Raw genomic sequence first — 19,267 nt, 5'->3', positions numbered from 1 at the left:
GAGATAGCTGTTATAGTCTCGTGGGCTCGGAGATGTGTATAAGAGACAGAGCCGGAACCGAAGCCGCAGCCTCCGAAGCCGGAGCCGCCCAAACCGGAACCGCCGAAGCCTGAGCCTCCCAAGCCCGAGCCCCCGAAGCCGGAGCCCAAGAAGCCCGAGCTGCCGAAGCCGGAACCGGCCAAACCGGAACCGCCCAAGCCGGAGCCCAAGAAGCCCGAGCCGGCCAAGCCGGAGCCTCCGAAGGCCGAGCCGAAGAAACCGGAGAAGCCGCCGGAGAAGACCGACGCGCTGGCCGACCTTCTGAAGAACGTTCAGAAGAACGCCCCGGCCAAGCCGGCGGCGTCGGAGAGCAAGGCCGACGCCAAGCCGACCCAGAACGCCGCCGCATCGCCGGCGCCGTCGGGGGCGGCCAAGGCGGTGAACGGACCCGACAAGCCGTTCAAGCCGTCGGGCCGCGCCATCGACGGCATCCGCGGCGCGGTGAGCAAGAACTGGAACTTCGACCCGGGCCGCAAGGACGCCGGGAACATGCAGGTGGAGATCATCGTTGAGCTGGGCCGCGACGGTTCCGTGCTGAACGCGACGATCAACGAGAGGTACCGCTCCCGCTACATGTCGGACGCGGCCTTCCGGGCATCGGCCGACGCCGCGCTGCGCGCGGTGAAGCGGGCCAGCCCCCTGCCCATCAGCGAGTTTTCCGGCGACTTCACGCCCGCCCGGTATGAAGAGTGGCGTTACTTCGTGTTCAATTTCGACCCGAGGGACATGTTCTGACGATGACGAAGAAGACGAGGCTCCTGCTGAAGGCCGCCGGTTGCGCCGGCGCCCTGCTGCTCGCCCTCGGCGTCGCGGCGCCCGCCCCGGCCCGCGCCGAGGTGCGAATCGACATCACCAAGGGCGTGGTCGAGCCGCTGCCGATCGCCATCACCAGCTTCGCCGGTGCCGGCGGGCGCGAGGCGCAAGTCGGCTCGGACATCTCCAAGGTGGTCGCCGCCGATCTGGAGCGGTCGGGCCTGTTCCGGCCGCTCGACCCCAAGGGCTTCCTGCAGACCCCCGACCAGCTCCGCTCCGGCGAGCCGCGCTACCAGGACTGGCGCGCCGTCGGCGCCCAGGCGCTGGTCGCCGGCAACACCACCGCCATGGGCGACGGCCGCATGAAGGTCGACTTCCGCCTGTGGGACGTCGCCGCCGGCCAGTACATGCAGGGGCTGAGCTACACCGCGACCGCCGACAGCTGGCGCCGCATCGCCCACATCGTCGCCGACGCCATCTACAAGCGGCTGACCGGCGAAGAGGGCTATTTCGACACGCGCATCGTCTATGTGGCCGAATCCGGCCCGGCCAACGCGCGCAAGAAGCAGCTCGCCATCATGGACCAGGACGGTGAGAACCACCAGTTCCTGACCGACGGCAAGAATCTCGTCCTGACGCCGCGCTTCTCACCGGCGACCCAGGAAATCACGTACATGTCGTACTTCAACAAGAAGCCGCGCGTGTACCTGTTCAACATCGACAGCGGCCGCCAGGAAGTCCTCGGCGACTTCGTCGGCATGACCTTCGCCCCGCGCTTCTCGCCGGACGGCAACAAGGTCATCATGAGCATGGCGCAGAACGGCAACACCGACATCTACGCCCTGGACCTGCGCACCCGCCGCCAGACCCAGCTCACCGATTCGCCGGGCATCGACACCGGCCCCAGCTACTCGCCGGACGGCCAGCGCATCGTCTTCGAGTCGGACCGCGGCGGCAGCCAGCAGCTCTACATCATGAACGCGGACGGCTCGGGTCCGAAGCGCCTGACCTTCGGCGAGGGCCGCTACGGCACGCCGGTGTGGTCGCCGCGCGGCGACCTGATCGCCTTCACCCGCCAGCGTGGCAGCAACTTCGCTCTGGGCGTGATCCGTCCGGACGGCACCGGCGAGCGCATCCTGACCGAGTCGTTCCACGTGGAAGGCCCGACCTGGGCGCCGAACGGCCGCGTGCTGAGCTTCTTCCGCGATGTTCCGGCCGGGGACGGCCGCGGGCGAAGCGCGAAGCTCTACACCATCGACGTGACGGGCGCAAACGAACGCCGTGTGATCACTCCGCTCGACGGCTCCGATCCCGCATGGTCGCCCTTGATTCCCTAGTGGAGTAGCCCTATTTTGCGCGCGCAAGAACGACGCTCAAGACGAAGGCCGGAAGTCGGTACTTCCGTCGGGGTCTGGCGGAAGTCGGCGGCGTTCTTTCTCCACAATCCGGTCAAAACATCTCGTGTCGCTTAGGGGGTCATTTAACATGCGTATCAAGTATCTGAGCCTGATCGCGGCCGTCGCTCTGGTTGCCGCTTGCGAAACCGCTCCGAAGGATGCCGGCAACGCCAACGCCACTGGCGCCGCCACGTCCAGCCAGATCCGCCCGGGCTCGCAGGAAGACCTGGTCGTCAACGTCGGCGACCGCGTGTTCTTCGGTCTCGACCGCTACGACCTGGCTCCGGAGGCTCGCGCCACCCTGGACCGTCAGGCTTCCTGGCTGAAGCAGTACCCGAACGTCACCGTGACCGTCGAAGGCCACGCTGACGAGCGCGGCACCCGCGAGTACAACCTCGCCCTGGGTGAGCGTCGCGCCAACTCGGTGAAGAACTACCTCGTCGCCGGCGGCATCAACGCCTCGCGCGTCAAGGTCATCTCCTACGGCAAGGAGAAGCCGGCGGTCCTCGGCTCGAACGAGGCCTCCTGGGCGCAGAACCGCCGTGGCGTGACCGTCGTCGACTAACGACGGCGCCCGTCCGGGTTCCAAGGGAAACGCCGCTCCGGAGCAATCCGGAGCGGCGTTTTTCTTTTGAGACGGCGGGGAGGGTTTAGGGAGGGGGCAAGGTCCAGATCCATCGCTGAATGCAGAACGCAAAAAGCCACGCAAGCCGGCCAACGGCTGCGCTTCAGCATTCTCAAAGAAACAACGAAGGGGGAGGATGGTGCTGCCAGAGAGGATTGAACTCTCGACCTCTCCCTTACCAAGGGAGTGCTCTACCACTGAGCTACGGCAGCGCCGGGACGGTGTTGCTGGCCGGGAAGAACTTGCGGCCAACCGTCGAAGTGGCGCGGGTTATGCCATAGGCTTTGCGCCGATGCAAGCGATGAAGTGCCTTCGCGGCAAAGAAAAATGGGCGGGGAATTCCCCGCCCATGGTCACGTCCGTTTCCCGGTCGATCAGTCGGAGCCGCCCTGGTTCAGCGCCCCGGCCTCACCGCCCGCCGCGGCGTTGCCGAAGGCGCTCGGCGGCGGCAGGACGGCCTCTGCGCGGAAATCGGGGACGATGTTGGACAGGATCGTCATCACCCGTTCGGCGTCACCGGCCCGTGCGGCCGTTTCCAGCTCGCCCAGGGCGCGGTTGATAAGGGCGTAGTCGATCACGCGGGGGGAGGCGAGGAACACGCCGTCGGCCTCCGTGCGCGTCGGAGCCTCCGTCGAGGTCAGGATCTCCTCGAACAGCTTCTCGCCCGGGCGCAGGCCGGTGAACTCGATCTTGATGTCGTAGCCGGGCCGGTAGCCGGCCAGCCGGATCATCTGCCGGGCGAGGTCGACGATCTTCACCGGCTCGCCCATGTCGAGCACCAGCACCTTGCCGCGCTCCTCCAGGCGGGCCACGCCGTGGGCAGAGGCCTGGAGCACCAGTTCCACCGCCTCGCGCACCGTCATGAAGTAACGGCGCATGTCGGGGTGGGTGACGGTCAGGGGGCCGCCCTTGGCGAGCTGGCGGGTGAACAGCGGCACCACCGACCCGCTGGAGCCCAGAACGTTGCCGAAGCGGACCGTCATGTAGCGGGTCGCCGTCTCGCCGCCGTCGCGCGGCGGCAGCATGTCGAGCGCCTGGCAGTAGCATTCGGCAAAGCGCTTGGTGGCGCCCATCACGCTGGTCGGGCGGATCGCCTTGTCGGTGGACACCAGGACCATGGCCTGACAGCCGTTGGCCCGCGCCGCGTCGGCGACGTTGCGGGTGCCGATGACGTTGGTCAGGGCGCCTTCCGCCGGGTTGGCCTCCACCAGCGGCACATGCTTCAGCGCCGCGGCGTGGAAGACCATGTGTGGGCGCTGCGTCTGGAACAGGCGGAAGATGCGGTCGCGGTCGCGGACGTCGGCGATCACCGCCTGGAGCGCCAGGGCGGGGAAGCGCTCCCGCACCTCCATCTCGATGCTGTAGAGGTTGAACTCCCCGGCATCGACGAGGGTCAGCGTCTCCGGCTGGAGGGCGGCGATCTGGCGGACCAGTTCGCTGCCGATGGTGCCGCCCGCTCCGGTGACGACGACGCGCCGTCCGGTGACGAGGCTGGCGATGGCGCCGCGGTCGAGAACCGCCTGGGGGCGGCCGAGAAGGTCCTCCAGCGCGATCGGGCGCACCTCGATCTTGCCTTCCCCGAGCGCCGATTTGAATTCGGTCAGGCTGGGCAGCCGGGCCATGGACAGGCCGAGGGACTCCGCCTGCTCCAGCAGGTCGCGCAGCACGGTGCCGGGCACGTCGGCCTGACCCTTGGCGACGATCAGGCGCTGCGGGCGGTCGCCGCGCTGCGCCAGGTCCTCGACCACGCGGGGCAGGTCGTCGGGGCCGCCCAGGACGGGCACGCCGCGGATGGCGTGGCCGATGCGCCGGTTCTTGTCATCCAGCAGGCCGACCACGCGGTAGGCGGCGCCGGCGTTCTGGTCCAGCGAGCGGATGAACAGTTCCGCCGCGTCGCTGACGCCCAGCAGGAGCACCGGAATGCGCGGCACACCCCCCGCTTCCCGATCGTGGAGGCCGAGACGGCGGTCTTTCAAAAGGCGGTAGGCGAAGCGTGGCCCGCCCAGCAGGACGAGCTGCACGAACCACAGGATCACCGGCAGGGAGCGCGGCAGGGCCTCCAGCCGGGTCAGCAGGAACATGACCGCCAGGAAGCAGAGTACGACCATCGTGACCGCACGCAGGAGCTGCGCCAGATCAGGGACGGAGGCGTAGCGCCAGATGCCGCGGTACAGGCCCGAGAAGCGGAACACCACCGCCGCGATCAGCACCAGGATGGGCAGCCCCGTCAGCAGCGGGTCACTGTATTCCTGGAACGCTTGCTCGCCCACGCGCAGATACAAAGCCACGACCAGGGCGGCGGCCGTCATCGTCAGATCGTGCAGGTAGACGAGGGACGCCCGCGGAGACGGGATACGCATGCGCTTTACCTTAGACTATCGCTTCGCCGGGGCACTCCCTTTCGGGGAATCCCAGGCCCATCCTGGCCGTTCAGCCGCGCACAGCTTTGAACCATTCGGCGGTCAGGCGCAAGCCGTACGCGGGGTAGCAGGGCGGGCGCCAGTTCAGCGCGCGGCGGATGGCCCCGTCGTCGATCACCAGCGAGCCGGCGACGCGGTCCAGCATGGCCTCCCGCCGGGCCAGCCGCGCGGCCAGCGCCAACAGGGACGGCGGCACGGGCAGAAGACGCGCGGGCTTGCCCAACGCCTCGGCAATGGCTCGCACCAGTTCCGCCGTGGACATCGGTCGTCCGTCATGGACCAGGAACCGCCCGCCCGCCGCCTGCGGGTGGGTCAGGCACTCCTGGATGGCGTCGGCGAGATTGCCCACGAAGATCAGGCTGCGCCGGTTTTCCAGGGCGCCCAACGGCAAGGGGATGCCGCGGTCCACGGCCTGCATCAGCCGCAGGAAGTTGCCGCCCACGCCGGGGCCGTAGACCAGCGGCGGACGGATCACCACGGCCTCCAGCCCGGTGCGGGCCGAGATCTCCGCCAGTGCCCGTTCAGCCTCCAGCTTGGAGATGCCGTAGGGGGAATGGGGATCGGGCTCCGTCTCCTCGCTCAGTTCGTCGGGGCGGCTCTCGTCGGCCAGCGCCTTGACGCTGCTGAGATAGACCATCCGCTTGACGCCTGCGGCGGCGGCGGCCTCGGCCAGCACGCGGGTGCCGGCGGTGTTGACGCGACGGAAGGCGGCCAGCGGGTCGGACTCTCGGTCGCGCATGACGTGGACGCGGGCGGCCAGATGGACCACCGTGTCCATGCCCTGGAGCGCGTTGCCCCAGGCGGTGGCGGGGCCGATATCGGTAATGGTGACGGTATCCGCTGCCTGTGGAACCGGGACGTCAGGGCGGCGCACCACGGCGCGCACGCTGTGCCCGCGCTCCACCAGCAGGGGGATGACCGTCCGCGCGACGAAACCGGTGGCCCCGGTGACCAGGACGCGCATCACGCCGCCGCCTGCACGGGCCGCGCCAGCAGGGCCAGCAGCAGCACGACCGCCGCGGCCCCTGCCGGCAACACCGTCCAGCCGAGCGCCAGCGACGCCACAGCCAGCAGCAGCAGCGTGGCGTTCAGCGCCAGGACCAGCCGAACCACTTGGGCGTGGTTGCGCCCGCGCTGGGTGGCCTTCTGATAGAAATGCTCGCGGTGGGCCTGCCAGACCTTCTTGCCCTCGGCCAGACGGCGCAGCAGGGTGATGGTGGCGTCGGCCAGGAAATAGGCGGGGATGAGCAGCGCCGCCACCCACAGCCCAGACGCCGCCAGGACGAGCAGCAGCCAGCCCAGCGTGAAGCCCAGCGGCACGCTGCCGACATCGCCCATGAAGAGCTTGGCGGGGTGCCAGTTCCACACCAGGAAGCCCAGCGCCGCACCCGCCGCGGCCAGCCCGTAGAAGGCCAGCGCCGGGTCGAGCGCGCCGAGCGCGGCGACCAGCGCCAGCCCGGCGCCGATGGACGCCGCCTCGCTGCCGGCCAGCCCGTCGATGCCGTCCATGAAGTTGAACAGGTTCACGAACCACAGCCAGCCGACCGCGGCCACCAGCCGGTCCGCCCAGAAAGGCAGAAGCCCCTGGAAAACAAGCCCGTCTCCGGGAAGCGCGCCCCCGGGAAGCGCGGTCAGCCCCGCGATCACCGCGGCGATCTGGGCGAGGAAGCGCGGCGCCGGACCCAGCCCGCGCCGGTCGTCCATCCAGGACACCGTCATCAGCGCCACCGTTCCGACGAGGATGGGCAGTGCCCGCAGCGGATGGTCCGCCGTCATCGCGATAAGCGTCCAGACGGGCAGCAGCGTCAGCATGACGCCCCAGCCGCCGCCGCGCGGCGTCGGAATGGAATGGCTGGAGCGGTCGTTCGGGTGGTCGAGGATCGCCTTGCGCCGCAGGTAGGCGAGCACGCGCCCGGTGAACAGCCAGGACAGCGCAAAGCTGCCGGCCAGGGCGAGGAATAGGGCCAGGGGGCCGCTCATGATGCCTCCGCGACCGGGGCCGTGCCGGGCTGGGTAGACGCCAGCAGCCGATGGTACAGCTCGACCGTCTTCGCGCCCACCCGGTCGGACGCCATGTCGGATTCGACCAGACGCCGGCTGGCGGCGCCGAAGCGCCGGCGCAGAGAAGCGTCGCGCACCAGAACCTCCAGCGCGTCGGCCAGGGCCGCGGCGTCGTCGGGTGGGACGAGCAGGGCGTTCCCGCCGGCGTGCGCCACCTCGCGGCAGCCCGGCACGTCGGTGGCGACGATGGCCCGCCCGCAGGCCGCGGCCTCCAGCAGGCTCTTCGGCAGCCCCTCGCGGCGGGAGGCCAGCACGGCGATGTGGCAACGTGCCCAGACCTGCCGCACGTCAGCGCTGTGGCCGGGCAGTTCGACGCCGGGCAGGGCGGCCCAGCGGTCCAACTCGGCCTGCGTCACGGAGGTCGGGTTTTCCGGATCGGGCGTGCCGGCCAGCAGGAGCCGGACGTCCAGCCCCTTGGCCCGCAGCCTCTGCTGCGCCTCGACCAGCGGACCGACCCCCTTGTCGGCCAGCAGACGGGCGACGCAGCCCACCGTCACCGGAGGTTCGGGCGGCTCGGGAAGCACCTGATAATGGGCGGTGTCGACGCCGGAGCCGCGGATGATCCAGGCGCGCTCGTCGGGCAGCAACCCGGCGGCCACCAGCGTCTGCCGGTCGTCCTCGTTCTGCAGGATGGTCAGGCTGTTCGGGCGCTTCAGCACGGTGCGCAGCAGCGGGCGGGCAGCGGCCCCGGCGAGGCGGGACTTCAGCCCGCCGGTGCCGAGGAAGGCGGAGCCCAGCCCGGTCAGCGCGTTCACCACCGCCGGCACCCCGGCCAGCCCGGCGGCCAGCCCGCCCAGCAGCACCGGCTTCATGGCGACGTGGTGGACCAGATCCGGTGCCTCCCGCCGGTACAGCGCGGCGATCTCCGCCACAGCGGACAGGGCGCCCGCCGGGTTGATGCTGCGGCGCTGCCAGGACAGGGGAAGCACGCGGAAGCCCTCCGCCTCGATGCGGGGGCCGTGCTTGTCGACGCGGGTGGCGACGGCGACTTCGAACCCGGCCTCGCGGGCGGCGCGGGCCATGGGCAGGCGGTGGGACCAGAAGTACCAGTCCTCCGTCACCAGATAGATCAGCTTGCGGCCGGCGTTTGTGGATCGGGTGCTCACGGGACGGGCCTCAGGCAATGCCGTGATAGTCCTTGTACCAAGCGATGAAACGGGGCAGGCCGACGTCGATCGGCGTCTTCGGCTCATAACCCAGGTCGCGGCGGCTCGCCTCGATGTCGGCGGTGGTTTCCGGCACGTCGCCCATCTGCAACGGCTCCATGATCTTCACCGCCTCGCGGCCCAGCGATTCCTCAATGATGCCGATGAAGCGCATCAGGTCCTCGGTGCGGTTGTTGCCGAGGTTGTAGACGGTGTGCGGCGCGCCGTTGGCGTCGGGTTTGGCCGGACGGTCCAGCGTAGCCAGGACACCCGCCGCGATGTCCTCGACAAAGGTGAAGTCGCGCTTCATCCGCCCTTCGTTGAAGACGCGGATCGGGCGGCCCGCCATGATCGCGTCGGCGAACAGGTAGGCGGCCATGTCCGGACGTCCCCAGGGGCCGTAGACGGTGAAGAAGCGCAAGCCTGTCGCCGGGAACTTGTAGAGGTGGCAGTAGGCGTAGGTCATCATCTCCGCCGCCTTCTTGGTGGCGGCGTAGATGGACATCGGGGAGTCGACGCGGTCCTCCACCGAGAAGGGCATCTTCTTGTTGGCGCCGTAGACGGAGGAGGTGGAGGCGTAGACGAAATGCTTCAGCTTCGGCATGCGCCGGGCGGCTTCCAGCATCGCCACCTGCCCGGTGACGTTGGCGTCCACATAGGCGTAGGGGTTCTCCAGCGAATAGCGCACGCCGGCCTGGGCGGCCAGATGCACGACGCCGGTCGCCTCGGCGAAATCGGGGTCCAGCGCCTCGATGGCGGCGCGGTCGGACACGTCGGCCTTGACGAAGCGGAAGCCGGGGCGGGCGGCGAGGCGGGCCAGCCTGGCTTCCTTCAGCGCCACGGAGTAGTAGTCGTTGAGGTTGTCGATCCCCAACACCGTCTCGCCGCGATCCAGCAGGGCCGCCGCGACGTGCGAGCCGATGAAGCCGGCCGCGCCGGTGACCACGATCGTCATATCCACCATCCTTGACGGGCCTGCGCCGGCCAAACGCTTGTCTCAAAGGTAACGCGCGTCAACAGCCCGTCTTATGCCCGACCCGGGGACCGGACGCCAGTCCGCAAAAATCCTCCGCCGCTTGACAGCCGCCGGGCGCACCCGATCTACTGCCGCAACCTTAATCACGTTGCCGAGCCGGACTCCATGCCGCCGAAAAAGAATCCCGCGAACCTTAACCCGCTGCAGCTCAAGACGCTGACCCTCCTTCAGGAACTCGCCCGTCTGGAGCAGAAGCCGGTCGAGGGCGAGGAGGGGGCCTTCCAGGTCACCAACCTGCCGCACGCCCATGGCAACCACTTCCATCTGGGCAGCGCGGTCGTCGCCTCCCGCGACGCCACCGGCCTGACCAACGAGGCCGTCTGGACCATCCTCGAGCGCAAGGGCATGCTGCGCCGCGATCCCGGTTACGGTGTCGTGACCGCCGAGGGCATGGCCTACGAGACGGGTCTGCGCGACAGCATCCTGCACCGGTCCGACCACTAAGGGCGAGGGCGCGCGCCGTGTGCGGCATCTGCGGCTTCCTGGCCGGCCCGGCCCTCGAGTCCGGGCTTGAGGCCACAGCACGGCGCATGGCCAACACCATCGCCCACCGCGGCCCCGACGGGGACGGCGTATGGGCCGATGGGGAGGCCGGGATTGCGCTCGGCCACCGGCGGCTCGCCATCGTGGAGCTGTCGCCGCTGGGCCGCCAGCCAATGGAATCGGCGGACGGGCGTTGGGTTATCGTCTACAACGGCGAGATCTACAATTTCCAAGACCTGCGGGCGGAACTCGAAGCCGCCGGCCACCGGTTCCGCGGCCACTCCGACACCGAGGTGTTGCTGGAGGGCTGCGCCGCCTGGGGAGTCGAGCGCACTGTGCGCCGCCTGGTCGGCATCTTCGCCTTCGCCCTGTGGGACCGCCGCGAGCGCACGCTCTTTCTGGTGCGCGACCATCTGGGGGTGAAGCCGCTCTACTGGGCGCGGATGGGCGGGACGCTGCTGTTCGGCTCCCAGCCCAAGGCGTTGCGCGGCCATCCGGCTTTCGCGGCGGCGATCGACCGCGACGCGCTGTCCGCCTATCTGCGTTTCAGCTACGTCCCGGCGCCGCACAGCATTTATCAGGGCGTCCACAAGCTGGAGCCGGGCAGCATCCTGACCGTCCGTCCGGGGCGCGAACCCGAGCGCAGCCTCTATTGGGACGCCGGCGACGCGGCACGGGCCGGCATTGCCGACCGGCTGTCGCTGTCCGACGCCGAGGCGACGGACGCGCTGGAATCGCTGCTCAAGGACGCCATCGGGCGGCAGATGATGGCCGATGTGCCGCTGGGCGCCTTCCTGTCCGGCGGGGTCGACAGTTCCACCGTCGTCGCGCTGATGCAGGCGCAGAGCGCTCGGCCCGTGCGCACCTTCACCATCGGGTTCGGCGAGGACGGCTACGACGAGGCGGTGCACGCCCGCGCGGTCGCCGCCCATCTCGGCACCGAGCATACCGAGCTTCGGGTGGAGGCCAGCCACGCGCTGGAGGTCATCCCCAAGCTGGCCGACTGGTACGACGAGCCCTTCGCCGACAGCTCGCAGATCCCGACGCTGCTGGTGTCGGAGATGACCCGGCGCTCCGTCACCGTGGCGCTGTCCGGCGATGGCGGGGACGAGCTGTTCGCCGGCTACAACCGCTATCTCACGGCGCCCGCCCTGTGGCGGCGCATGGCGTCGCTGCCCGCCGGGCTGCGCCGGGGCGCCGCCGGGCTGATCCGCGCCGTCCGGCCGGCGGGGTGGGACGCCCTGGCCGGGCTGATCCCCGAGGGGCGGCGCCCGCGCCAGACCGGCGACAAGCTGCACAAGCTGGCCGGCGTGCTGGACGCCGCCGGACCGGACGCCATCTACCGCCGTCTGGTCAGCCAGTGGCAGGACCCCGACGCTCTGGTCCGCGGCGGGCGGGAGCCGCAAGGCCCGGCCTGGGACGACGGGCTGGTGGCGGGCATCCCCGATTTCGTCGAGCGGATGCAGCATCTCGACAGCGTCACCTATCTGCCGGACGACATCCTGGCGAAGGTGGACCGCGCCAGCATGGGCGTGTCGCTGGAGGTGCGCGTGCCGCTGCTCGACCATCGGGTGGTGGAGTTCGCCTGGCGCGTGCCGCAATCGCAGAAGCTGCGCGACGGCAAGGGCAAGTGGCTGCTGCGCCAGGTGCTCTACCGCCATGTCCCGCCGACGCTTGTGGAGCGGCCCAAGGCTGGCTTCGCCATTCCGCTGGACGGCTGGCTGCGCGGCCCGCTGCGCGACTGGGCGGAGGATCTGCTGGATGAGGGACGGCTGCGCCGGGAAGGCTTCTTCGCCCCCGCGCCGATCCGCGCCTGCTGGGCGGAGCATCTGGCCGGGACCCGCAACAACCAGCACCGGCTCTGGAACGTGCTGATGTTCCAGGACTGGAACCGCCGCTGGGGCAGCGCCGCCGCCCCGGCCCCGCTTGCCGCGAGCGCCGCATGACGACCGACGAGACGACCAAGACACCCCCCGCCCCGCCGAAAAAGGACGACAAGCAGGATCGGCTCGCTGCCCGCCTGCGGGAGAACCTGCGCAAGCGCAAGGAGCAGGCGCGCGGGCGGGAGAAGGACGGCCAGCCGGGTTGACCGTCACAAGCCGATGACGCATTTGCCGCATCGGCGCGGTGAGGCGCGCACGTTATCGTTGCCGCCGATCCGGAACAGGGCTGGGCAGGGTTTATGGCGGTTGATCCGGCGCGCGGGCGCCTGTGGGGCTATGGCTGCATCGTTGCCTCCGCCCTGCTGTTCGGCGTGGCCGGTACGGCGGCCAAGATGATGTTCGTCGCCTCCATGCCGCCGCTGGTCATGATCGCGGTGCGCGCCATGGTGTCCGCCGCCGTGCTGGCCCTGATCATGCTGGCGCTCGGTCGTCCGATCCGGGTGCGGCGGGCGGACCTGCCGTTCCTGGGGGAGCTGGCGGTCTGGCTGACGCTGGTCAACCTGACCTTCTTCTACGCCATCGCCCTGACCAACGTGGCGCTGGCGCTGATGCTGGAATACACCGCGCCCATGCTGATCGTGGCCGCCGGGCTGCTGCTCGGCACCCACCGGATGAACCGGGCGGTCGCGCTGATCCTGGTGGGCAACGCCGCCGGCTGTTTCCTGCTGGTCGGCGCCTACGACCCGGCCCTGTGGTCGGGCAACGCGCTGGGGGCGGCGGTGGGCATGCTCTGCGCCGTGTGCTTCGCCGCCTACAACGTCCGCTGCGCCCATGGCCACCGGCGGGGGCTGGACAGTTGGTCGATGACCTTCTGGCCCTTCTTCCTGTCGGCGCTGTTCTGGCTGCTCGCCACCCCGGCCATCGACTATGCGGCGGTCGAGGTGACCTGGGAGACGGTGGGCTTCGTGCTGTTCATCGGCGTCTTCGGCACCGTCGCGCCCTACTGGCTCTATCTGGAGGGGCTGAAGACCATCGAGCCGTTCCCGGCGACGGTGATCGGCATGCTCGATCCCGTCTTCGCCGGGGTGACGGCCTTCCTGCTGCTGGGCGAAACCTTCGAATTGCCGCAGCTGGCCGGGATGGCGGTGGTCTGCGCGGTGATCATCTTCCTGAAGCGCAACGAATCCGCCGTGCAGGCTATTCCCCGTCCCGCCGCAGAGCCTTCCTGAGCCAGATCTGCGTGTGCCCCGGCGGGTAGCCCTCCATCTCCGCCCACACGTCGTAGCCCTGCTTGCGGTAGAAGCCCGGCGCCTGGAAATCGTAGGTGTAGAGGCGCGACCAGCGGCAGCCGCGTTTCACCGCCTCCGCCTCCGCGGCGGCCAGCAGGCGGGCGCCGAGCCCGCCGTCGCGCCAGCTGTCATGGACCCACAGATAGTCCACGTACAGCCACTCCCAGTTCGTGTAGCCGGTCAGCCCGGCCATCAGCGCCCCGTCCGCGTCGCGAACGGTGATCATGATCTCCCGCAGGTCGTATGGGGCGGTGAAACGCTCGTTGAAGGCGCGCAGTTCGCCGTGGATCTGCTTCACCTCGTCCGGGTCGAGCCGCCCGGAGAGGGAGAGGGTCAGCCCGGCCATTATGCTGTCCTCGATGTTGTCCCGGGCGCTGTCCTGTGTCACGCGGTTCGTCCTTTCAATTGCGGCGGGAGAAGGGCTTCCATGAGAAAAAGCCTCAATTCCTTCCCTTGAGCGCGCCCGCATGCTCCGCTACAACGCCTGACAGATTCAATCCCCGTAAGACCCGAGAAGTCCGCCGACGATGGGCGTGTCGTGGACACTCGGATCCGCAAGATGGCCTAATCCGCCGGGCTTCGGCCTTTTCGACAGCATCTGACCGGACAAGACAGCTTCATGGACAAGATCCGCATCCGCGGCGGCAAGCCCCTTCACGGGTCGATCACGGTCGGCGGCGCCAAGAACGCGGCGCTGCCCCTGATGACCGCGGCGCTCCTCACCGACGGGACGCTGACGCTCACCAACCTGCCGATCCTCGCGGACATCAACACGCTGTGCAACCTGCTGCTCCAGCACGGCGTCGCGATCCACATGGCCGGGGCGGGCGGGGATTGCGCCGGTCGCGTGGTGGAGTTCACCGCCCGCGACATCACCAACACCACGGCCCCCTATGATCTCGTCCGCAAGATGCGGGCGAGCGTCCTAGTGCTCGGCCCGCTGCTCGCCCGCTGCGGCGAGGCCAAGGTGTCGCTGCCCGGCGGCTGCGCCATCGGCGCGCGCCCGGTGGATCTGCACATCAAGGGCCTGGAGGCCATGGGGGCGGACATCCGCATCGAGGGCGGCTACATCGTCGCCAAGGCGCCGCAGGGCGGCCTGCGCGGTGCCGAGTATGTCTTCCCCAAGGTGTCGGTGGGCGCCACCGAGAACCTGCTGATGGCCGCCACTCTGGCCCGCGGCACCACCGTGCTGGTCAACGCCGCCCGCGAGCCGGAGGTCAGCGACCTCGCCGAGTGCCTCGTCAAGATGGGCGCCAAGATCACCGGCATCGGCACCGACCGGCTGACCATCGTCGGCGTGGACCGGCTGAACGGCGCCCGCCACATGGTGGTGCCGGACCGCATCGAGACCGGCACCTACGCCATGGCGGCGGCGATGACCGGCGGCACGCTGGACATCCTGAACACCCGTTTGGACCTGATCAAGGCGGCGGTGACCGCCCTGGTCCCGGCGGGCGTGGAGTTCACCGAGATCGAGACCAACGGCCAGACGGGCATCCGTGTCTCCCGCGCCAACGGCGAGCTGGTCGGTGTCGACGTGATGACCGAGCCCTATCCCGGCTTCCCCACCGACCTTCAGGCCCAGATGATGGCCCTGATGTGCACGGCTAGGGGTGCAGGCATGATCACCGAGACCATATTTGAGAATCGGTTCATGCACGCGCCCGAGCTGACCCGCATGGGAGCCCGCATCACGGTGCACGGTTCCTCCGCCCTCGTCCGGGGTGTGGAGCGTTTGACCGGCGCGCCCGTTATGGCGACGGATCTCCGCGCGTCGGTGTCGCTGGTTCTGGCCGGTCTTGCGGCGGAAGGGGAGACGACGGTCAACCGCGTCTATCACCTCGACCGCGGCTACGAGCGGCTGGAGGACAAGCTGGCGGCCTGCGGCGCGGACATCGAACGCATCCGGGCGGAGGACGACTGACGGCGTCCTGCGCCCGCTCAGCCGTCCACAGCGAAGGGAAGCCCATGACCGCCACGCCGATCCGCCTGCGCGCCCAGGATGCCGAGGATCTTAAAGTCGTCTCCGCCTGCCTGCAGGACGCGATCCTGCCGATCGGCGACATGTGCTTCCTGCCCGAAGAGGCGCGCTTCGTGCTGGTGGCCAACCGCTTCAAGTGGGAGACGGCGGACCGGCGCCGCCCCGGCCCCACCGCCGACGACGACCACCTGAACCCCTTCGAGCGCGTCAATTGCGGCGTGCGGATCGAAGGGGTGAAGGCCGTGAAGCTGCGCGGCCTCGACGTGAAGGACCGCGCGCAGATCCTGGAACTGCTCTCCGTCGAGGCGGCGGAGGGCGCCCTGGTCCTGAATTTTGCCGGCGGCGCCTGCATCCGGCTGGAAAGCCCGTCCTGGACCTGCTTCGTGGAGGATCTGGGCGAGCCCTGGCCGACCGGCTGCAAGCCCTGCCATCCATTGGAAGACGAACAATAACCGGGAGACCGCCATGAAGGCGCGGGTGAAGTGGGTTGATGGGCGGATGTTCGTCGGCGAGTCCGGCAGCGGCCACGCCGTGGTCATGGACGGCGCGCCGGAGGCGGGCGGGCGTAACCTGGGCATCCGTCCCATGGAGATGCTGCTGATCGGCATGGGCGGCTGCACCGGCTTCGACGTGGTGATGATCCTGGAGAAGAGCCGCCAGGCCATCACCGACTGCGTGGCCGAGATCGAGGCCGAGCGCGCCGAGACCGACCCCAAGGTCTTCACGAAGATCCACGTCCATTTTGTGGTCACCGGACGCGGCCTGGACCCGGCGAAGGTGGAGCGCGCCATCGCCCTGTCGGCCGAGAAGTACTGTTCCGCTTCGATCATGCTGGGCGCCACCGCCGCGATCACCCACGATTTCGAGATCGTCGAGGCGCCGTAAGCGCAACGGCGGCGGAACTGTGGTGGCGGAACCGGCGGGCTCCAGGCGGGTTTGGACAGCGTCGATCTCGTCCCAGCCCACGGAGCCCCGCCACCATGCCCACCAGCCCCATTGCCGGTCGGACCCGGCCCGTTGTTGTCGTCACCGGAGCGTCCGCCGGGGTCGGTCGGGCGACGGCGCTTGCCTTCGCGCGGGAATGGGGTGCGGCGGTCGGGCTGATCGCCCGCTCCCGCGACGCGCTGGAAGAGGTGGCGGCGGAGGTCGAACGGCTCGGCGGCACGGCGCTGGTGCTGCCCGCCGACGTGGCCGACGCCGAGGCGGTGGAGGCCGCCGCCAAGCAGGCCGAGCGGGCGCTCGGTCCCATCGACGTCTGGGTCAACAACGCCATGGTGACGGTGTTCGGGCGCATCCGCGACCTGACGCCCGAGGAGGTCCGGCGGGTGACCGAGGTGACCTATCTCGGCTCCGTCCATGGCACGATGGCGGCGCTGCGCCGCATGCTGCCGCGCGACCGCGGCCTCATCCTTCAGGTCGGGTCGGCGCTGGCCTATCGCTCCATTCCCCTTCAAGCCGCCTATTGCGGGGCCAAGAGCGCCATCCGCGGCTTCATCGACAGCCTGCGCTCCGAACTGATCCACGACGGCAGCCGCCTGCAAGTAACCATGGTCCATCTGCCCGCCGTCAACACGCCGCAGTTCGACTGGGCGCGCAGCCACATGCCACGGCGGGCGCGGCCGGTCGGCGCCATCTTCGATCCGGACGACATCGGCCACGCCATCGTCCGGGCGGCGGCGGACCCCAAGCGGGAGCACTGGCTGGGCTTCACCACCGCCGAGGCGATCCTCGGGACGCAGGCGCTGCCCGCCTACGCCGATTACCGGGTGGCCTTCACCGCCTTCGAAGGACAGGAGACGGAGGAAACGGAAGCGCCGGACCGGCCCGACAATCTGTTCGAGCCGGTGCCCGGCCTGCACCGCACGCATGGGCGCTTCACCGGGCAGGAGGAGCGCCTGTCGCTGAGCACCACGGGAACCGCGGCGCGCGGTTTCGCCTTCCTCGCCGGCTTGGCCTTGGCCGGAGGAATCGGCTACGCGGCGCGCGCGGCCCTGCGGAAGGAACGCGCCTGATGGCGGCGATGGGTCAGGGCGTGATCAGCTTCAACCCGAGGATGCCGGCCACGATCAGCGCGATGCAGCCGAGGCGCAGGATGTCGGCGGATTCCCCGTAAAGCAGGATGCCCAGGATGACGGTGCCCACCGTCCCGATGCCGGTCCACACGGCGTAGGCGGTGCCGAGCGGCAGCGACTTCAGCGCCATGCCCAGCAGGGCGAGGCTGATGACCATCGAGGCGACGGTCAGGGCGGTGGGAATGAGGCGGGTGAAGCCCTCCGTCTGCTTCAGGCCGACGGCCCAACCGATTTCGAAGAGGCCGGCGAAGAACAGGATGACCCAGGACATGGAACACCTCCGATGGATTGGAGGCAGGGTCGTCCCCGCCGAACTCCCCACGCCCGAAACGGGTGTGCCGTGGTGAGGTCGTCCTCACGGGAGGGCGACCGGGATATAGGGATGCGGGCGGTCCGGTCAAGCCCCGTCCCAGCGGTGGCCGCTGTCGGTCTCGCACAGCACGGCGACCTCACGGCGGGGACAGCGGCGGTCGTCGAGAGGCAGGACCGTGAAGCCGGACGCGGGACGCTCGCGGTTGGCGGGCTGCGGCGGGGAAGGGGGCTGAGCGTGTGTTGTGGTGCGGCGGGTCATGGCGGCCACCAGGGTGGAGAGGGTGTTGGCTCCACTCTAGCCGTGGTGTTCCGCCTGCGCTGTGGCACGCCTCACAGAGCGTGTCAGGCCCGCTTGCGCTCCGTCGCGTCCTTGGGCAGGAACAGGCGGCAGGTCAGGACCGGTCCGATCTCGTAGCCGTTCACACGCGGGAAGCGCTGGGCGACGCGGTCCAGCGCTTCCTTCTGGTTGGCCGCGACGACCAGGTAGGCCCGTCCGTCGCGCCAGGAGGCGGCCATGGCGCCACTGGTGTAGAGCGCGTCCGGGGCGCGGCGCACCGCCACTTCCCAGATGGTTCCGGGTCGGGCCTCCAGCCGGTCGAAGACGTGGAAGAGTTCCATCGGCGCCTGCTGCACCGCGTCGAGTTGCCGTTCCAGCAGTTCCGCCTGCCGCTTCGCCTCGGTTAGCGCCTCCTCCAGGCCGCCCAATTTTGCGCGGGTCGCTTCCAGCGTCTTCCGAGCCTCCTGGACGCGCTGCTCGAAGGTCCGGATGTCCTTGTCGGCGGTGACGAGTTCGCTGCGCGCCGCGCGGACACGGCGTTCGCCCATCCGGTTCACCAGCACGCTGGCCGCCAGGAGCAGCAACGCGGCGTAGAGGATGATCGCCGTCATGGGGAAACCGGCCGCGTGCCGTCGTCGGCCCCGTTTCCGGCCGGGAGCAACGGGATCGTCTCGGGCCGCGAGGACATGACTCCGTTGCGCGTGCTGAAGGCGCGCTGAAGCATCGCGGCCGCGGCGTCCGGGGTGTCGGCCCAGACGCGGGCGATGTTCCGGCGCTCCCAGATCACCCGCGCGAACAGCATGCGCCGGGGATCAAGGCGGGCAAAATCCGGAACGGTGCGCAACTCGCTCTCATAGCGCTGGGCGCCGCTCTGCGCGTCGCCGATCTCGTGCACCAGGGCGATCTTGGACGCCTTGACCGACGCGATCAGGCTGGACAGGCGACCGCGTTCGGCGGTCAGCCGGTCGATGGCTTCCTGCCGGGCGGCGCCTTCGGCCTGGGCATCCTCGATCTGCCGGCCGAGGGTGGCGAGGTCGGCGGCCAGGGCATCCAGCTTCCGCCGCGTCAAGGCCTTGCGGCTGCTGGTGGCGGTCAGGCGGGACGCCTCGTAGACGATGGAAAGGCCGAGGGCGCCGACGCACAGGACCAGCATGGCGAAGGCGAAGGTGTCCATGTTCATCGCGCCACCATCCGAACCATCAGCGTCCGCCCAATCCGCCGGCGGCGCCCATCACCCCGGACGGGGCATTCCCGGACCGCCGCGCGGCCTCGAACAGGTCCCGCAAGCCGCGGTCGAACCCCCGCGCTGGACCGCCGCCGAGCGGGGACATCTCCGCGACACCGCCATCCGTTTCCTCCGTGTGCGCCGTCAGCCAGGCGGCGGCGGCATCGACCAGCGGCAGCGGCAGCAGCGCGCGCAACGCCGCGCCGAGCAGGGGCTGTCTCTTATACACATCTCCGAGCCCACGAGACTATAACAGCTATCTCGTATGC

At 69.6% G+C, this 19,267-nt stretch carries 22 protein-coding genes and 1 tRNA gene; 11 read left to right on the top strand and 12 right to left on the bottom strand.

Annotated features, from left to right (window positions below; genetic code table 11):
- The first annotated feature begins 159 nt into the window (after positions 1–159).
- The 3 genes from tolA (at position 160) to pal (ending at position 2,754) form a co-directional block, all read left to right on the top strand.
- Entirely contained in the window at positions 160–774 is a 615-nt protein-coding gene (tolA, locus tag Q4I23_RS18795; protein WP_498527190.1) for a cell envelope integrity protein TolA, read from the top strand.
- Positions 775–776: 2 nt separating this feature from the next.
- On the top strand, positions 777–2,129 hold the full coding sequence (gene tolB, locus Q4I23_RS18790; protein ID WP_094307343.1) for a Tol-Pal system beta propeller repeat protein TolB: 1,353 nt from the start codon (positions 777–779) through the stop codon (positions 2,127–2,129).
- 148 nt (positions 2,130–2,277) lie between these two features.
- Positions 2,278–2,754, top strand: coding sequence for a peptidoglycan-associated lipoprotein Pal (gene pal / locus Q4I23_RS18785; RefSeq protein ID WP_149163366.1), 477 nt, complete (start codon positions 2,278–2,280; stop codon positions 2,752–2,754).
- A 197-nt stretch (positions 2,755–2,951) separates the two neighbouring features.
- Here pal and Q4I23_RS18780 read toward each other — a convergent pair.
- The 6 genes from Q4I23_RS18780 to Q4I23_RS18755 form a co-directional block, all read right to left on the bottom strand.
- Positions 2,952–3,026: transfer RNA gene (locus tag Q4I23_RS18780), tRNA-Thr, on the bottom strand.
- A gap of 162 nt (positions 3,027–3,188) precedes the next feature.
- The gene (locus Q4I23_RS18775) at positions 3,189–5,174 is read right to left on the bottom strand and encodes a polysaccharide biosynthesis protein (RefSeq protein ID WP_498527189.1); all 1,986 of its coding nucleotides are present in this window, start codon (positions 5,172–5,174) and stop codon (positions 3,189–3,191) included.
- A 70-nt stretch (positions 5,175–5,244) separates the two neighbouring features.
- The gene (locus Q4I23_RS18770) at positions 5,245–6,198 is read right to left on the bottom strand and encodes an NAD-dependent epimerase/dehydratase family protein (RefSeq protein ID WP_498527188.1); all 954 of its coding nucleotides are present in this window, start codon (positions 6,196–6,198) and stop codon (positions 5,245–5,247) included.
- Complete coding sequence (locus Q4I23_RS18765) at positions 6,198–7,214, bottom strand: MraY family glycosyltransferase (RefSeq protein WP_498527187.1); 1,017 nt, start codon at positions 7,212–7,214, stop codon at positions 6,198–6,200. Before Q4I23_RS18765 ends, Q4I23_RS18770 begins: the two co-directional genes overlap by 1 nt.
- A complete protein-coding gene (locus Q4I23_RS18760; protein WP_498527186.1) occupies positions 7,211–8,401 on the bottom strand; it encodes a glycosyltransferase family 4 protein in 1,191 nt (396 codons plus the stop codon). Before Q4I23_RS18760 ends, Q4I23_RS18765 begins: the two co-directional genes overlap by 4 nt.
- Before the next feature lie 10 nt (positions 8,402–8,411).
- Positions 8,412–9,395, bottom strand: a complete 984-nt coding sequence (locus Q4I23_RS18755) for an SDR family NAD(P)-dependent oxidoreductase (RefSeq protein ID WP_454018623.1) — start codon at positions 9,393–9,395, stop codon at positions 8,412–8,414.
- 186 nt (positions 9,396–9,581) lie between these two features.
- On the opposite strand from Q4I23_RS18755, the gene Q4I23_RS18750 reads away from it, so the two are divergent.
- The 4 genes from Q4I23_RS18750 (at position 9,582) to Q4I23_RS18735 (ending at position 13,071) form a co-directional block, all read left to right on the top strand.
- Positions 9,582–9,920 carry a hypothetical protein gene (locus Q4I23_RS18750; RefSeq protein WP_149163371.1) on the top strand — a complete coding sequence of 113 codons (339 nt, stop codon included), beginning with the start codon at positions 9,582–9,584 and terminating at the stop codon, positions 9,918–9,920.
- 17 nt (positions 9,921–9,937) lie between these two features.
- Positions 9,938–11,905: an asparagine synthase (glutamine-hydrolyzing) gene (gene asnB / locus Q4I23_RS18745; protein ID WP_498527185.1), complete on the top strand. Its 1,968-nt coding sequence runs from the start codon at positions 9,938–9,940 to the stop codon at positions 11,903–11,905.
- Positions 11,902–12,048 (top strand): hypothetical protein, encoded by a 147-nt coding sequence (locus tag Q4I23_RS18740; protein ID WP_498527184.1) that lies wholly within the window; start codon positions 11,902–11,904, stop codon positions 12,046–12,048. The genes asnB and Q4I23_RS18740 overlap by 4 nt, the downstream gene beginning before the upstream one ends.
- 93 nt (positions 12,049–12,141) lie before the next feature.
- Positions 12,142–13,071: a DMT family transporter gene (locus Q4I23_RS18735; RefSeq protein WP_498527183.1), complete on the top strand. Its 930-nt coding sequence runs from the start codon at positions 12,142–12,144 to the stop codon at positions 13,069–13,071.
- On the opposite strand, the gene Q4I23_RS18730 is transcribed toward Q4I23_RS18735, so the two are convergent.
- The gene (locus Q4I23_RS18730) at positions 13,040–13,519 is read right to left on the bottom strand and encodes a GNAT family N-acetyltransferase (protein ID WP_498527182.1); all 480 of its coding nucleotides are present in this window, start codon (positions 13,517–13,519) and stop codon (positions 13,040–13,042) included. The genes Q4I23_RS18735 and Q4I23_RS18730 overlap by 32 nt on opposite strands.
- Before the next feature lie 231 nt (positions 13,520–13,750).
- Between Q4I23_RS18730 and murA the strand changes: the two genes are divergently transcribed.
- The 4 genes from murA to Q4I23_RS18710 all read left to right on the top strand — a co-directional run bounded on the left by murA (position 13,751) and on the right by Q4I23_RS18710 (position 17,124).
- On the top strand, positions 13,751–15,055 hold the full coding sequence (gene murA, locus Q4I23_RS18725; RefSeq protein ID WP_376999927.1) for a UDP-N-acetylglucosamine 1-carboxyvinyltransferase: 1,305 nt from the start codon (positions 13,751–13,753) through the stop codon (positions 15,053–15,055).
- A 44-nt stretch (positions 15,056–15,099) separates the two neighbouring features.
- Entirely contained in the window at positions 15,100–15,564 is a 465-nt protein-coding gene (locus tag Q4I23_RS18720; RefSeq protein WP_454018618.1) for a DUF2948 family protein, read from the top strand.
- Positions 15,565–15,577: 13 nt separating this feature from the next.
- The gene (locus tag Q4I23_RS18715) at positions 15,578–15,997 is read left to right on the top strand and encodes an OsmC family protein (protein WP_454018617.1); all 420 of its coding nucleotides are present in this window, start codon (positions 15,578–15,580) and stop codon (positions 15,995–15,997) included.
- A gap of 95 nt (positions 15,998–16,092) precedes the next feature.
- Positions 16,093–17,124 carry an SDR family oxidoreductase gene (locus Q4I23_RS18710; RefSeq protein WP_498527181.1) on the top strand — a complete coding sequence of 344 codons (1,032 nt, stop codon included), beginning with the start codon at positions 16,093–16,095 and terminating at the stop codon, positions 17,122–17,124.
- Between the two features lie 13 nt (positions 17,125–17,137).
- Here Q4I23_RS18710 and sugE read toward each other — a convergent pair whose 3' ends face one another.
- From sugE to Q4I23_RS18685, 5 genes are all read right to left on the bottom strand, one after another.
- The gene (sugE, locus tag Q4I23_RS18705; protein ID WP_498527180.1) at positions 17,138–17,455 is read right to left on the bottom strand and encodes a quaternary ammonium compound efflux SMR transporter SugE; all 318 of its coding nucleotides are present in this window, start codon (positions 17,453–17,455) and stop codon (positions 17,138–17,140) included.
- 126 nt (positions 17,456–17,581) lie between these two features.
- Entirely contained in the window at positions 17,582–17,755 is a 174-nt protein-coding gene (locus Q4I23_RS18700) for a hypothetical protein (RefSeq protein WP_498527179.1), read from the bottom strand.
- An 83-nt stretch (positions 17,756–17,838) separates the two neighbouring features.
- Positions 17,839–18,384 carry a hypothetical protein gene (locus Q4I23_RS18695; RefSeq protein ID WP_454018614.1) on the bottom strand — a complete coding sequence of 182 codons (546 nt, stop codon included), beginning with the start codon at positions 18,382–18,384 and terminating at the stop codon, positions 17,839–17,841.
- On the bottom strand, positions 18,381–18,953 hold the full coding sequence (locus Q4I23_RS18690; RefSeq protein ID WP_498527178.1) for a hypothetical protein: 573 nt from the start codon (positions 18,951–18,953) through the stop codon (positions 18,381–18,383). Before Q4I23_RS18690 ends, Q4I23_RS18695 begins: the two co-directional genes overlap by 4 nt.
- Positions 18,954–18,972: 19 nt before the next feature.
- Positions 18,973–19,227 (bottom strand): hypothetical protein, encoded by a 255-nt coding sequence (locus Q4I23_RS18685; RefSeq protein WP_498527177.1) that lies wholly within the window; start codon positions 19,225–19,227, stop codon positions 18,973–18,975.
- Between the last annotated feature and the right edge of the window lie 40 nt (positions 19,228–19,267).

Source organism: Azospirillum sp. UFLA03-27 (genome assembly GCF_059803775.1).
The sequence above is the reverse complement of the archived record's forward strand: the minus strand, read 5'-3'. Positions and strand labels throughout refer to the sequence as shown.

What these genes read in the sequence shown, in the direction of transcription:
- sugE (WP_498527180.1), bottom strand. Translation starts at nt 17,455, where the DNA reads ATGTCCTGGGTCATCCTGTTCTTCGCCGGCCTCTTCGAAATCGGTTGG.
- Q4I23_RS18695 (WP_454018614.1), bottom strand. Translation starts at nt 18,384, where the DNA reads ATGACGGCGATCATCCTCTACGCCGCGTTGCTGCTCCTGGCGGCCAGC.
- Q4I23_RS18720 (WP_454018618.1), top strand. Translation starts at nt 15,100, where the DNA reads ATGACCGCCACGCCGATCCGCCTGCGCGCCCAGGATGCCGAGGATCTT.
- Q4I23_RS18715 (WP_454018617.1), top strand. Translation starts at nt 15,578, where the DNA reads ATGAAGGCGCGGGTGAAGTGGGTTGATGGGCGGATGTTCGTCGGCGAG.
- pal (WP_149163366.1), top strand. Translation starts at nt 2,278, where the DNA reads ATGCGTATCAAGTATCTGAGCCTGATCGCGGCCGTCGCTCTGGTTGCC.
- Q4I23_RS18740 (WP_498527184.1), top strand. Translation starts at nt 11,902, where the DNA reads ATGACGACCGACGAGACGACCAAGACACCCCCCGCCCCGCCGAAAAAG.
- Q4I23_RS18765 (WP_498527187.1), bottom strand. Translation starts at nt 7,214, where the DNA reads ATGAGCGGCCCCCTGGCCCTATTCCTCGCCCTGGCCGGCAGCTTTGCG.
- Q4I23_RS18700 (WP_498527179.1), bottom strand. Translation starts at nt 17,755, where the DNA reads ATGACCCGCCGCACCACAACACACGCTCAGCCCCCTTCCCCGCCGCAG.
- Q4I23_RS18755 (WP_454018623.1), bottom strand. Translation starts at nt 9,395, where the DNA reads ATGACGATCGTGGTCACCGGCGCGGCCGGCTTCATCGGCTCGCACGTC.
- Q4I23_RS18750 (WP_149163371.1), top strand. Translation starts at nt 9,582, where the DNA reads ATGCCGCCGAAAAAGAATCCCGCGAACCTTAACCCGCTGCAGCTCAAG.
- tolB (WP_094307343.1), top strand. Translation starts at nt 777, where the DNA reads ATGACGAAGAAGACGAGGCTCCTGCTGAAGGCCGCCGGTTGCGCCGGC.
- Q4I23_RS18710 (WP_498527181.1), top strand. Translation starts at nt 16,093, where the DNA reads ATGCCCACCAGCCCCATTGCCGGTCGGACCCGGCCCGTTGTTGTCGTC.
- murA (WP_376999927.1), top strand. Translation starts at nt 13,751, where the DNA reads ATGGACAAGATCCGCATCCGCGGCGGCAAGCCCCTTCACGGGTCGATC.
- Q4I23_RS18770 (WP_498527188.1), bottom strand. Translation starts at nt 6,198, where the DNA reads ATGCGCGTCCTGGTCACCGGGGCCACCGGTTTCGTCGCGCGGACGGTC.
- Q4I23_RS18775 (WP_498527189.1), bottom strand. Translation starts at nt 5,174, where the DNA reads ATGCGTATCCCGTCTCCGCGGGCGTCCCTCGTCTACCTGCACGATCTG.
- Q4I23_RS18690 (WP_498527178.1), bottom strand. Translation starts at nt 18,953, where the DNA reads ATGAACATGGACACCTTCGCCTTCGCCATGCTGGTCCTGTGCGTCGGC.
- Q4I23_RS18735 (WP_498527183.1), top strand. Translation starts at nt 12,142, where the DNA reads ATGGCGGTTGATCCGGCGCGCGGGCGCCTGTGGGGCTATGGCTGCATC.